The sequence below is a fragment of the Bradyrhizobium sp. UFLA05-89 genome (assembly GCF_059803475.1).
In genome coordinates this window covers 1-11774 of the sequence record NZ_JBANBA010000177.1, presented here as the reverse complement: position 1 = coordinate 11774, position 11774 = coordinate 1, and the positions used below count along the sequence as shown (strand labels likewise).

Here is an 11774-nt window from a genome sequence, read left to right as displayed (position 1 = left end):
CCTGCGACGATGTCCGTGCTGTACTGCTCTCATCCAAAGACGTACCGTGCGGATGATTTTATGACACAGTAAGATTAACGCGCGATGAGATTAGTCGCGAGTCCTCCGCCGTCCCTCATTTCCGTCCGACGCAGGTCCATGCCGGAGCGTCCGCAGGGCGCCAATGAAAAGCAGCACTGCAACTGGCCAATGAAACCAGATCCTGTGCAGACCGGTGAAAATGTTGATCAGAATCAGAAAACACGAAACTGTGAGGATTGCTGCAATGGGGCGAGGCAGGATCGCCCACCGATCCGCGATGGAGCTCATCCAGTTGGACGGCTCGTATCGGCCGCGAATCGTTTGAGCGCCAGCTTCCGGGCCTGCAGCTGCTCCAACCTGAGGAGCAGGGCTTGCGCTACCTCGCCCAACGGCTCCGCCACCAACGGTCACCCGATAGGTGGTTATGGGGGCCACGTTCTTCATCTGTTGCTGGCCGAGACAGTCAAAGCCAAGAGATAGTTTGTTGTGCACCTGATCGTAGACGGAAGCCGAGACCATGACGCCACCGGGCTCGGCGAGTTCTTGCAGCCGCGCCGCGATGTTGACCCCGTCGCCAAAAATGTCGGAACCATCCACCATCACGTCACCTAGATTGACGCCGATGCGAAATCGCATCTGGGGCGCGTGAGGCGGTGGGACCGAATTCTGATTGGAAACTTCCTGTTGAATTTCGACCGCACATTGCACGGCCTCGACAACGCTGGCGAACTCGGCGATCACGGCGTCGCCCCAAGTATTCACAATCCGCCCGTCGTGACGCTCCACCAATCCTGCAATGGCAGTGCGGCAGCGGCGCAGCATCTCCAGCGTTCCCGCTTCGTCTGCTCCCATCAGGCGAGAATACCCGTGCACATCCGCGCACAGGACAGTGGTCAGCCGCCGTTTCACCTTGCCGTCAGTCATCGACCATATGGTATCTCACTGACCGCCAAATGCACCAGGCATCGTCTGGTGCCACGGCGGTCAAATGGCCGTTCATGGCCATCGCGTCATTTGCTGCGCCTGCACAAAAGTCATCGCTATTTGGAGCAAAGCAGATACGACCGAAATATGACTACGTGCCCTGGCCTAGTGAGTTCCGGCGATGATCTGGATGCAGCCGATCACGACCTCGATCACGATCAGCACCACCACAGCCACTTCGAGGCGTAGTGAACGCTGCGTGTCGATGATATCCGTCAGCGCGTTTGCGGTCCCGGAAATCGCGGCAAGCTTGCGCTCGAGCGTATCGAGACGTTCTTTCAATTCATACTCGTCCTCGAGCCGCGAGTAGAGGCGGTCGAGCCCGGGTTTCTCCCAGAGCACGTCGGGCTTCTCGGCGACGGCGACGCGGCCCGCGACGCGCTGCTGCACCAGCAGCGCGTTGCCGATCAGTTGCAGGATTCCCTTGCGACGGCGCGGCGTGCGGCCACGCTGAGCAAGCTCGCGCGCAAACGGCTCGATGACGTCGAAGACGGCGGCGACACGGCGCTCGTCGCGGGCGAGCGCGGTGCTCTTGGCGAGCGCATCTGCGATCAGGAGCAGGCGGTCCTCGGAGAATTTGCTGAGGCAGATCGGTCCGCCCGGCTGGATCACCTCGGCGTTCTCGTCGTTGCAGAGCTGCGCCTGCGCGGTCTCCTCCTCGTAGGGGCTGAACTCGCCGGTCACGCGCGGCTTCAACGTGTCGATCAAGACCTTCTCTTCGGAGGGCAAGAGGCCGATCAGCACCACGACGCCGTAGCGGAAGATCACGGCGAGCCCGGCATGGACGCGGAACGCGACCGGCGTCGACGATACCAGCGTTCCGATCTCCAGGCCCGCCGCACTGATGCGGTCGCCCAGCATCACGGCACGAATCCGCAATGCAGGTGCGGCGTCCTGCCGAGGTGATGTTGCAGTCGTACCAACAGCGAGTTGATCGGCGTTCACGCGAGTCTCCGCTGTGAAATCAGGTTGCACGCAGTCGGCGCGCAGCTGCAGATATATTCCGCAGTATTACGGCCTGCGTGCGACAGGCTTGGCTGGGGCCGGCTGCACGGTTTACCATCCAGCGGCGCGGCCGCATCAACGGCCGCGCAAAACGTTGCACGGGGCGCAAGGCCATGGTTATACCGTATAACACTTGCGCTGTCCCTTGAGACAACTGAAGCCTCCATCATGTTGAGCGTCATCATACCGACGGAAGGCGTCGAGCGGTCAGCGGTCGCCACCCTGGCCTCACTGGTGCCGGGTGCTGCCGCCGGCCTGATCAAGGAAGTGCTGCTCGTCGACGGCACGCGCAACGGCGTGATCGAGCGCGTCGCCGACGTCGCCGGCTGCCGCTTCATCGGCTACGAAGGCTCCTCGCAAGGCGCGGCGCTTGCCGCCGGTGCGCTGCAGGCGCGTTCGCCCTGGCTGATGTTCCTGCATGCCGGTGCCGTGCTCGAGACCGGCTGGATCGAAGAGACCACGCAGTTCATTCAGACCGTCTCGGCCAGCGGACGCGACCGCGCGGCCGTGTTCCGCTATGCGCGTTCGCCCTACGCAGATACCGGCCTGCGCGACGTCATCCGCTTCGTGGCGCGGAAGATCGTGGGGCCCTTTGGCGATCAGGGGCTCCTGATCGCGCGCGATCATTACGACCGGATCGGCGGCTACCCGCCCCAGGCCCGCCGCTCCGAGGCGCGGCTGCTGCGGCGGCTCGGACGCTCGTCCCGGACGCTGTTGCGGAGCAAGATCGTCAGCATGGCGTGAACCAGAAGATACTTGCCAAAGGCAATTAATTAATTGACAATGGCAAGTATTGGAGGTGCCCATGTCGCCCAATACGTCGTCCAGTCTGTCATCAAGCGCGCCCTCGGGCGGTTCGGCCGGACCGGTGTCCGACGACCAGGTGGAGGCGGTTCGCGCCTTCAACCGGTTCTACACCCGCAAGCTCGGCGTGCTCGACCAGCAATTGCTGAAGACGCCCTTCTCCCTCAGCGAAGCGCGCGTGCTTTACGAGCTCGCCCATGGCGGCGAGCGCTCGGCCAAGGAGATCGGCATCGAGCTTGGGCTCGACCCCGGCTATCTCAGCCGCATCGTGCAGAACTTCGACGAAGCCGGCCTGATCGCGCGCAAGCCGCTTCCGACCGACCGGCGGCAGTATCAGTTGAGCCTGACCGCGAAGGGGCGCCAGGCCTTCGCCAGGCTCGAGCGCTCGTCGCAAGAGGACGTCGCCGCAATGCTGCGGCCGCTCACCGAGACCGATCGCAAACGGCTGACGGGTGCGATGGACACGGTCGAGCGGTTGCTCGCCATGCCGCGCGCCGAGCCGGCGCCGGCAATCCTGCGCGATCCACGTCCTGGCGACATGGGCTGGGTCGTGCAGAGCCACGGCGCGCTCTATGCGAGCGAATATGGATTTGACTCGGGCTTCGAGGCCCTCGTCGCGGAGATCGTCGCGAAATACATGACCTCCTACGACGCATCGCGCGAGCGCTGCTGGATCGCCGACATCGAGGGCCGCCCGGTCGGCTCGGTGTTTTTGGTGAAGGCGAGCGACGACGTCGCAAAGCTGCGTCTCCTGCTGCTCGATCCCGTCGCGCGCGGCCGCGGCCTCGGCCAGCGGCTGGTCGCCGAATGCGTCTCCTTCGCGCGCGCCTGCGGCTATCGGCGGATGACGCTGTGGACGCAAAGCATTCTGGTCGGCGCGCGCAAGATCTACCAGGACGCTGGATTCAAGCTGGTCGCGAGCGAGCCGCATCGCAGCTTCGGACAGAATTTGACCGGCGAAACCTGGGAGCGCGACCTCTGATGCGCGAGCGGCACCAATTGTCGCGCCGCGTCACGGCAGAGCTGGTCGATCTCTACAAACGCCGCGCGCGACGCCTGCGCCGCGACGCCTGCCGGGAGCTATGGCGCGTGGTGTGGTTGTCGATGACACGGAAGAGCTAGCAAGGACATTGCTTCAGAACCCGGCCATCGCGTCACATCCCTACCAGATGCCAAACCAGCCAAAATGCGCCTGCCGTGCCATCATGAACTCGTATGGCGGCGCGCGTCGCCTTGCGGCTTTGCGCTGGTGTGGCGGTCTGGTCCCTCGCGTTTTCGTCTCCGAAGCGCGGGGGCGCGCCGTATCGGACGGCTGCAACTGCGCCAACGCCTCGCGTGTCCTGACTGGAATCGCTTCGCGCGCGATCGCCGAATTTTGCGTACTGCTCGCTGCGTTCGCGGTCTGTGAGGGAAGGATGGTCGGAAGACTGGTGTCGTAAACCACGCGCTCCGGCAATTTCAGCTCCGAGTGGATACGGATCGCAATGCGATTTGAATCGGCCCTCTCGAGAATCGGCAATATCGGCATGCAGGCGTCAGCGATGAACAGCAGCGCGAGCAGAATGATGCCAACGAACGCAAAGTAGCGGGTCAGGGGCATGCGACGATCCACGCCCCCCTGCGGCGTACAGGCTCGACAAGTTGGGCGTGTGGCGCTTGATCTAAATCAAGTCGTGGTGCGGGGCGACGGAAGGTCGCATGCGAAGCGCATTGCCGTCGCGCGCAATTGCAGCAGCAAAGCAGCCTGCGCAGTTTGTGCCGGGGGCTTGGAAACCTGCTTCGTTTACAATGTTGATCTACGTCAACGTCCGCCCATCGTCCGATCTTCACGTTGGGTCCCGCCGCACCCTGGGCGGCTCGCGACACTTACTGTGCGCAAGCGCGGAGGATCACCATGCACCAGAGAAACCTTCTTTCGTTTGGATCAGTGACAGTTGCCGGGCTCGCCGCCAGCGCCATGTTGGGGCTTGCAGGTCTCACGCTCAATCCATCACCGGCGAGCGCGGTCGTGTACTGCCAGTACGTCGAATATCCAGCCGGTTGCGTTGCAAGGGCGGGCGTCGTGCTCCGGCCTCGGCCAGTGGCGCGTGCTGCGGTCCGTCATAACGTCGGCGGCAATTTGAATGGGGGAGTCAATCGCGTTGGAGTGCGGCGGTAAAGGACCTGTTTTGCGGCTCACGAGTCCGTGGCAGCACCAGCTACTCCTGACACTCGGCGGATACTGATCCGCCGAGCATTTGATCGTTCAACGCTTTTCGCGCACAACTAAACCGTCGCGCCTTGCGCCTTCGGTCGGCGCAAATGCTCGTCGAGGCGCGGCATGATCTCGACGAAGTTGCAGGGGCGCGTGCGATAGTCGAGTTGGGCGGCGAGGATGCCGTCCCAGCCGTCGCGGCAGGCGCCGGGCGAGCCTGGCAGGCAGAAGATGTAGGTCGCGCCCGCAACGCCCGCGGTGGCGCGGCTCTGGATCGTCGACGTGCCGATCTTGGCATGGCTCATCATGTGAAACGCGATCGAGAAGCCATCCATCCGCTTCTCGAACAGCGGCTCGATCGCCTCCGGCGTGACGTCGCGTCCGGTGAAGCCGGTGCCGCCGGTGGTGATGACGACGTCGACACCGGCGTCCGCGATCCAGCCGCGGATGACGGCGCGGATCGCCTCGACGTCGTCGGTGACGATCTCGCGGGCGGCGAGATGATGGCCGGCAGCGCTGATGCGATCCGCGAGAGTCTGGCCGGACTTGTCATCGGCGAGCGCGCGGGTGTCGGAGACGGTGAGCACCGCGATGTTGAGCGGGATGAACTGCTTTGTCTCATCGATGGAGGACATTGCGCTTTCCTCTCGTGTCCCGGACGCGGTGCAGCGCGTCAGCGATGCGCCGCAGAGCCGGGGGACCCGTTTCTAAGATACCTCTGTGGGACCGGCATTCTGGGCCCCGGATCAGCAGCGCAGCATTTCATGCTGCGCAGCGTCCGGGGCACGAACTCTTCCAACTACAACGATCCGCCGCCAAACGTGTTGCAGGCCTGGACCGTGCCTTGCTGATAGCCGGTCATGAACCAGCGCTTGCGCTGCTCGGCCGAACCGTGGGTGAAGGAGTCGGGCACGACACGGCCCGTGGCCTGGCGTTGCAGCGTGTCGTCGCCGATGGCGCTCGCCGTGGTCAGCGCCGCGTCGATGTCGCCCGGTTCGAGGAAGTTCGGACGCTTCTTCGCCTCGCGGTTGACCCAGACGCCGGACAGGCAGTCGGCCTGCAATTCCACCTTCACCTGGAGCGCGTTGGACTCGGCCTTGCTGCCGGCCTGCTGCTGCAATCGGGTCACGCGCGGAATGATGCCGAGCAGATTCTGGATGTGATGGCCGGCCTCGTGGGCGATGATGTAGGCAGTCGTGAAATTACAGGCGGACTTGCCGGAGCAGCCGCGGAAGCGTGTCTCGACCTCGCGAAAGAAGCCGGTGTCGAGGAAGATGGTCTTGTCAGGCGGGCAGTAGAAGGGGCCCATCGCCGACTGCGCCATGCCGCAGCGGCCGCCATTGGTGGCGTTGCGGAACAGCACGATCTTGGGACCGGTGTAGGACTGGCCGCTGGCCTGGAAGATCTCGCTCCAGCGATCGTCGATCTCGCCCAGGATGCCGGAGATCATGCTGCCCATCTCGTCGGTCGGCGCGCCGCGCTTCACCTGCCCGCCCGAGGCCTGGCGATCGGTCTGGTAGCTCGGTGCCTGGCCACCGCCGGTCAGGATCTCGGCGCCTCCGATCAGGATGCGCGGATCGATGCCGAAGGCATAGCCGAGCAGGCCGAGCACGATGATGGTGCCGATGCCGAGGCCGCCGCCGCCCATCGGCAGACCGAACCCACCGCCGCCGCCACCGCCAAACCCACCACCACCTTCGTCGCGACGATCCTCGATGTCGTCGCTGCGGCGAAAATCATCGTAACGCATGGCGGCTTCCCTTTGAGTCCCTGATTGCATCCGCGGGGGGCACGCAACAGCGCAAGACCTACCCGCGTCACAAACGTAAAATTTCCGTTCTGTTAATCAATATCCTGCTCGGCAAAAATTGCCTAGTGCGGCGCGTTGCCGACGGCTGCAATTTTTTCCGGAGGAGCAGCAATTTTTTCCGAGAAGAAAGTTTAGCCCGAACGAGGCGATCGCAGCAGTGCGAACGCGAAATATGCTGCAAAACACGAGTGATCCGCGCATCTTCCCACGCGCGATCCGCGATGTCGAAGCAATCTCGAGAAGATGCGAGTTAAGTCGTTTTTTACTTTGCGCGGTCAATGTAACGGCCAGTCGGTTGTTTGGTCCCGCGTCGCCGACAGCGTCGCCTGAGTCAGAGTTCTTGAGTCATGGTAGTGTCGCGTCGCGGGGCGTCTGCAAAGGCGCCCCGCACAAATTTTGAGTCCGCATCGCATCGCATCATCGTCGGCGATTGCGTCGCCGAGATGTCGAAGCTTCAGGCTGGTAGCGTCGATCTGGTGTTCGCAGATCCGCCCTACAATCTCCAGCTCAAGGGCGATCTCAAGCGCCCCGACGAATCCCATGTCGATGCCGTCAACGACGCCTGGGACAAGTTCGATTCGTTTTCCGCCTATGACGATTTCACCCGCGCCTGGCTGCTCGCCGCGCGCCGCGCGATGAAGCCGTCGGCGACGATCTGGGTGATCGGCTCCTATCACAACATCTTCCGCGTCGGCGCGATCATGCAGGATCTCGGCTTCTGGCTCCTGAACGACATCGTGTGGCGCAAGTCCAATCCGATGCCGAATTTCCGCGGCCGCCGCTTCACCAACGCGCACGAGACCATGATCTGGGCCGCGCGTGACGAGAAGGCCAAGGGCTACACCTTCAATTACGAAGCGCTCAAGGCGGCCAACGAGGACGTGCAGGCGCGCTCCGACTGGCTGATCCCGCTGTGCACCGGCGAGGAACGCCTCAAGGGCGCCGACGGCAAGAAGGTTCACCCGACGCAGAAGCCGGAAGGCCTGCTGGCGCGCGTGCTGCTGTCGTCGTCCAAGCCCGGCGATCTCGTCATCGATCCCTTCAACGGCACCGGCACCACCGGCGCCGTCGCAAAACGGCTCGGCCGCAGCTACATCGGCTTCGAGCGCGAGCGAACCTACGCAGAAGCCGCCGAGGAGCGTATCGCCGCTGTCGAGCCACTGCCGGAAGCGAGTCTCGCACCGTTCATGACCGCACGCGAGGCGCCGCGTGTGGCGTTCTCCGAGCTGATCGAGCGCGGCATGATCATGCCCGGCACGAAGCTGTTCGACGCCAAGAAGAAGCTCGGCGCGCTCGTGCGCGCCGACGGCGCCATCATGCTGGGCGACAAGGTCGGCTCGATCCACCGCATCGGCGCGGTGGCGCAGGGCTCGGCCGCCTGCAACGGCTGGACCTACTGGCACGTCGAGACCAAGCAGGGCCTCAAGCTGATCGACGAGCTGCGCGCCGAAATCCGCTCCGGCATGGCCGCGGAGTAGCCCTGCTTCACCTTTTCGTCATTCCCGGGCTCGCGAAGCGAGAACCCGCAATCTCGCGCCGTAATCTCCAGGTTCCGGGTTCGCGCTGACGCGCGCCCCGGAATGACTGGAAGACTTGAACGGCCAAGCCCCCGGGACTACATTCAATATCGGCTTCCAGTCTTGACCGGTCGGGCCATGCGACGACAGTCCGAGACATTGCTGTTCTTGCCGCTGCTGCCGATCTTCCTGATCGGCATGTTTCCGATGTTGATGATCGGACTTTTGGGCTTTGCCGGACTCGCCTTGTTCGGCGTGCTGCTGATCTGCGTCGGGCTTGCCAGCGGCAACGAGGCTCATGACACCTTCAATCACGACGTCATCGTCCACGGTTATCCCAAGGGCTCCGAGCGCGCCGCGCGGGCCTCCGACGTGCATGCCGCGACGCGCCTTGCGCACCGTGTGGAAGCTGCGGGTCTCGGCGTGATCATCGTCGCGATCCTCGGCTTCCTCTACGTCGGCTGACCTGCACGGCGTGCAGGCTCCATCCACGAACTCGTCACTTGTGCTTGCCGCAAGGGTTCGGGCAAGAGAGGGCCGCCGGCGGCAATGATGCTGCGTCCGATCTCGGCTCACAAAGGACCGGGGAGACTTTTCGATGCTCAAATTCTACTTCAACGGCTCGCCGAACCCGACCAAGGTCGCGCTTTATCTGGAAGAGTCCGCCTTGCCGTTCGAGCCGGTCGCGGTCGACACCCGCAAGGGCGAGCAGTTCACGCCCGAATTCCTCAAGATCAATCCCAACGCCAAGGTGCCGGCGATCGACGATGACGGCTCAATCGTGTTCGACTCGAACGCCATCCTGCTCTATCTCGCCGAGAAGACCGGCAAATTCCTGCCCGCGCCCGCCGTCCGTGCGCAGACCCTGTCATGGCTGATGTTCATCGCCACCGGCCTTGGCCCCTATTCAGGACAGGCCGTGCACTTCAGGCACTTCTCGCCGAAGGACCAGGACTACGCGCACAACCGCTATCAGTACGAAGGCCACCGCCACTACCAGATCCTCGACGACCATCTGGCAAAGCACCGCTACATGGTCGGTGACAGCTACTCGATCGTCGACATGGCGCTGTGGGGCTGGGCACGCATGGCCGCCTTCGTGCTCGGCGAGGACGCACCTGGCAAATACCCGAACGTCAAGCGTCTCGTCGACGAGATATCGGCGCGGCCCGCAGCGGCGCGCGCCATCGCGCTGAAGGACAAGTTCACCTTCAAGACCGTGATGGACGACGAGGCTCGCGACAACATGTTCAAGCACATGAAGACAAAGGTGGCCTGACCGCCTGTCGTCCCGGGTCGCGCATCCAAAGCGCGGCCCAGTGTTCGCGAGGCGCAGCTACCGACGATCAGGCGGCGTGCACCGAGTTCAGGAACTTGGCGAGCTCGAGCTTCAGCCTGCTGCTGTCCGCCGACAACGACTTGGCGGACGCCAGCACCTGCGAGGACGCCGAGCCGGTCTCCGAGGCGCCGCGCTGCACGTCGCCGATATTGGTCGAGACGCGCTGCGTTCCGCGCGCCGCATGCTGAACGTTGCGCGAGATCTCCTGCGTCGCCGCGCCCTGCTCTTCCACCGCGGCCGCGACCGCTGCTGAAATTTCCGACAGCCGCTCGATGGTGCCGCCGATCTCCCGGATCGAGCCGACCGACTCCTCGGTCGCCGCCTGGATGCCGGACACCTGCTGGGCGATTTCGCCGGTCGCCTTCGCGGTCTGCTCGGCCAATGCCTTGACCTCCGTGGCGACGACGGCAAAGCCGCGGCCGGCTTCGCCCGCACGCGCGGCCTCGATGGTGGCGTTCAGCGCCAGAAGGTTGGTCTGGCCGGCGATCGTGCTGATCAGCTCGACGACGTCGCCGATCCGGGCGGCCGCCTTCGAGAGCTCACCGACCCGCTCGTTCGTCCTGCCCGCCTGCGCCACGGCTTCATTGGCGATGCGTGCCGATTCCTGCACCTGGCGTGCGATCTCGCCCACGGACGAGGAGAGCTCCTCGGTCGCCGACGCAACAGCCTGCACGTTGGTGGAGGCTTCCTGCGAGGCGGCTGCGACCTCCGTTGACAAATCCTGGGCGCGCGAGGCGGTCGTGGTCAGCGTGCCGGCCGACGCTTCCAGCTCGCCCGACGCCGATGAAACCGCCTCCACGATCTCGCCCACCGCCTGCTCGAACTGGTCGGCGAGCTCGACCATGCCGGCCTTGCGCTGCTCGGCCTGACGCGCCTCGAGCTCCTTCTGCTCGGCGCGCAGGCGCTCGGTCTCGATCATATTGTCCTTGAAGACATGGATCGCTTTCGCCATGTCGCCGATCTCGTCGCGATTGCCCCGTCCGGGGATCTCGATCCCAAGGTCGCCGCCGGCTAGCGATCCCATCGCGCGCGTCATCGAGGTGAGTGGTCCGACGATGCTGCGGGCGATCAGGAAGGCGACGATGCAGCCGAACAGGAGGGCCAGGGCGCCGGCCGCCTCCTGGATCGACGTCGTGCTCGCGATGACACCCTCGGCCGCTGCGCGCGATGCCTGATTTTCCGTCTTCAATCCGCTTTCCGCGACCTTGAGCTTGTCGATGCTTCGGACGATCAGGGGCGCGAGGTTGTTGCTGTAGATGTCGTCCGACTTGAGCATCGCGGCGGATGTCGTCTCGAAGGCGTTCTTGTTGATCGTCAGCGAGGCCTTCACCGGTGCGATCGCGGACCGGACCGCCTCGGGCAGCGCAGCACTCTCGAGCGCGTCGAGTTTTTGTTGCGTATTCTCCACGCTCGTCCTGAAGGCAGAAGCCCCCTTGCTGTCGCGCAAGGCCAGGAAGCGCCAGTTCGCAATCCGGACAAGAACGATCTTGGATTCGAGATCCGCGACCGCGGCTGCGACGTCGGCATCGTGGGAGATGCGCGCAGCGATGACCAGCTTGGCGGTCTTGGCGGCCAGATCGTCACCACCCGGCAACAGGGTCGCCCTGCCCGTCCTCATCTCGTTGACGGCATCGCCCAGATCGTCGCGCAGGGTCCGCATCTTTGCGATATCGCTGGCGAGATCGTTGTAGAGCTTTCGCCGCTCCTCGGAGAGTGTCTGTTTTGCTCCCACCTGAAGCAGCTGGGTCGCCGCGGCCTCGCGGTCGCCAGCCTCCTTGAGAGACGGCTCGTTCCCATCATGAATGTAGCGAAGGTTGGCCCGCTGGATCGCCTGCAGATGGCCCGATATTTCCAGGACCCGCGCCGTGCTGTCCGAGAGAGCCGACGCCTTTGAGACCTGGTCCTGGACGGCCCACAGATTCCAGACCGCGACTGCGGCCATGATCAGGCCGACCGCCACCAGAGCTGCGAAGCCGGCGTAGAGACGCCCCCTGATCTTCAAACGAACGCCCGCCATTTCCTCTGTCCACCCCTAGCAAGAGACGCGGGGCAGCCGGACGAACCTGAAATCGCCCGGCGACTCGTGCTCCGCCGCGAGAC

General features: G+C 64.1%; 13 protein-coding genes. 7 read left to right on the top strand and 6 right to left on the bottom strand.

The features are described from left to right. Nucleotides 1-90: 90 nt before the first annotated feature. Nucleotides 91-945 carry an adenylate/guanylate cyclase domain-containing protein gene (locus tag SO139_RS43750; RefSeq protein ID WP_449380414.1) on the bottom strand — a complete coding sequence of 285 codons (855 nt, stop codon included), beginning with the start codon at nucleotides 943-945 and terminating at the stop codon, nucleotides 91-93. Between the two features lie 165 nt (nucleotides 946-1110). Further along, a complete protein-coding gene (locus SO139_RS43745; RefSeq protein ID WP_498541983.1) occupies nucleotides 1111-1950 on the bottom strand; it encodes an RMD1 family protein in 840 nt (279 codons plus the stop codon). A 228-nt stretch (nucleotides 1951-2178) separates the two neighbouring features. Here SO139_RS43745 and SO139_RS43740 point away from each other — a divergent pair, with 228 nt between their 5' ends. The 3 genes from SO139_RS43740 to SO139_RS43730 all read left to right on the top strand — a co-directional run bounded on the left by SO139_RS43740 (nucleotide 2179) and on the right by SO139_RS43730 (nucleotide 3936). Beyond that, nucleotides 2179-2754, top strand: coding sequence for a glycosyltransferase family protein (locus SO139_RS43740; RefSeq protein WP_449380416.1), 576 nt, complete (start codon nucleotides 2179-2181; stop codon nucleotides 2752-2754). Nucleotides 2755-2815: 61 nt separating this feature from the next. Next, on the top strand, nucleotides 2816-3796 hold the full coding sequence (locus tag SO139_RS43735) for a bifunctional helix-turn-helix transcriptional regulator/GNAT family N-acetyltransferase (protein ID WP_449380417.1): 981 nt from the start codon (nucleotides 2816-2818) through the stop codon (nucleotides 3794-3796). Further along, nucleotides 3796-3936, top strand: coding sequence for a hypothetical protein (locus tag SO139_RS43730; RefSeq protein WP_449380418.1), 141 nt, complete (start codon nucleotides 3796-3798; stop codon nucleotides 3934-3936). The genes SO139_RS43735 and SO139_RS43730 overlap by 1 nt, the downstream gene beginning before the upstream one ends. Before the next feature lie 40 nt (nucleotides 3937-3976). On the opposite strand, the gene SO139_RS43725 is transcribed toward SO139_RS43730, so the two are convergent. After that, on the bottom strand, nucleotides 3977-4414 hold the full coding sequence (locus tag SO139_RS43725) for a hypothetical protein (protein ID WP_449380419.1): 438 nt from the start codon (nucleotides 4412-4414) through the stop codon (nucleotides 3977-3979). A 294-nt stretch (nucleotides 4415-4708) separates the two neighbouring features. On the opposite strand from SO139_RS43725, the gene SO139_RS43720 reads away from it, so the two are divergent. Beyond that, nucleotides 4709-4972 carry a hypothetical protein gene (locus SO139_RS43720; protein ID WP_449380420.1) on the top strand — a complete coding sequence of 88 codons (264 nt, stop codon included), beginning with the start codon at nucleotides 4709-4711 and terminating at the stop codon, nucleotides 4970-4972. Nucleotides 4973-5079: 107 nt separating this feature from the next. Here SO139_RS43720 and moaB read toward each other — a convergent pair whose 3' ends face one another. Together moaB and ypfJ are read right to left on the bottom strand one after the other, a co-directional pair. Next, nucleotides 5080-5643 carry a molybdenum cofactor biosynthesis protein B gene (moaB, locus tag SO139_RS43715; RefSeq protein ID WP_498541982.1) on the bottom strand — a complete coding sequence of 188 codons (564 nt, stop codon included), beginning with the start codon at nucleotides 5641-5643 and terminating at the stop codon, nucleotides 5080-5082. A 164-nt stretch (nucleotides 5644-5807) separates the two neighbouring features. Next, a complete protein-coding gene (gene ypfJ / locus SO139_RS43710) occupies nucleotides 5808-6758 on the bottom strand; it encodes a KPN_02809 family neutral zinc metallopeptidase (protein WP_449380422.1) in 951 nt (316 codons plus the stop codon). Between the two features lie 407 nt (nucleotides 6759-7165). On the opposite strand from ypfJ, the gene SO139_RS43705 reads away from it, so the two are divergent. The 3 genes from SO139_RS43705 (at nucleotide 7166) to SO139_RS43695 (ending at nucleotide 9614) form a co-directional block, all read left to right on the top strand. Beyond that, complete coding sequence (locus SO139_RS43705; RefSeq protein ID WP_449380423.1) at nucleotides 7166-8296, top strand: site-specific DNA-methyltransferase; 1131 nt, start codon at nucleotides 7166-7168, stop codon at nucleotides 8294-8296. Nucleotides 8297-8473: 177 nt separating this feature from the next. Next, the gene (locus SO139_RS43700) at nucleotides 8474-8800 is read left to right on the top strand and encodes a hypothetical protein (protein WP_449380424.1); all 327 of its coding nucleotides are present in this window, start codon (nucleotides 8474-8476) and stop codon (nucleotides 8798-8800) included. 133 nt (nucleotides 8801-8933) lie between these two features. Further along, complete coding sequence (locus SO139_RS43695) at nucleotides 8934-9614, top strand: glutathione S-transferase family protein (protein WP_449380425.1); 681 nt, start codon at nucleotides 8934-8936, stop codon at nucleotides 9612-9614. 67 nt (nucleotides 9615-9681) lie between these two features. On the opposite strand, the gene SO139_RS43690 is transcribed toward SO139_RS43695, so the two are convergent. Then, entirely contained in the window at nucleotides 9682-11691 is a 2010-nt protein-coding gene (locus SO139_RS43690; RefSeq protein WP_449380426.1) for a HAMP domain-containing methyl-accepting chemotaxis protein, read from the bottom strand. Between the last annotated feature and the right edge of the window lie 83 nt (nucleotides 11692-11774).

Bases quoted from the DNA above. Each gene is read 5' to 3' on its own strand.
- SO139_RS43735 (WP_449380417.1), top strand. From the start codon at position 2,816: ATGTCGCCCAATACGTCGTCCAGTCTGTCATCAAGCGCGCCCTCGGGC.
- SO139_RS43705 (WP_449380423.1), top strand. From the start codon at position 7,166: ATGGTAGTGTCGCGTCGCGGGGCGTCTGCAAAGGCGCCCCGCACAAAT.
- SO139_RS43725 (WP_449380419.1), bottom strand. From the start codon at position 4,414: ATGCCCCTGACCCGCTACTTTGCGTTCGTTGGCATCATTCTGCTCGCG.
- SO139_RS43740 (WP_449380416.1), top strand. From the start codon at position 2,179: ATGTTGAGCGTCATCATACCGACGGAAGGCGTCGAGCGGTCAGCGGTC.
- SO139_RS43750 (WP_449380414.1), bottom strand. From the start codon at position 945: ATGACTGACGGCAAGGTGAAACGGCGGCTGACCACTGTCCTGTGCGCG.
- SO139_RS43695 (WP_449380425.1), top strand. From the start codon at position 8,934: ATGCTCAAATTCTACTTCAACGGCTCGCCGAACCCGACCAAGGTCGCG.
- ypfJ (WP_449380422.1), bottom strand. From the start codon at position 6,758: ATGCGTTACGATGATTTTCGCCGCAGCGACGACATCGAGGATCGTCGC.
- moaB (WP_498541982.1), bottom strand. From the start codon at position 5,643: ATGTCCTCCATCGATGAGACAAAGCAGTTCATCCCGCTCAACATCGCG.
- SO139_RS43730 (WP_449380418.1), top strand. From the start codon at position 3,796: ATGCGCGAGCGGCACCAATTGTCGCGCCGCGTCACGGCAGAGCTGGTC.
- SO139_RS43700 (WP_449380424.1), top strand. From the start codon at position 8,474: ATGCGACGACAGTCCGAGACATTGCTGTTCTTGCCGCTGCTGCCGATC.
- SO139_RS43690 (WP_449380426.1), bottom strand. From the start codon at position 11,691: ATGGCGGGCGTTCGTTTGAAGATCAGGGGGCGTCTCTACGCCGGCTTC.
- SO139_RS43720 (WP_449380420.1), top strand. From the start codon at position 4,709: ATGCACCAGAGAAACCTTCTTTCGTTTGGATCAGTGACAGTTGCCGGG.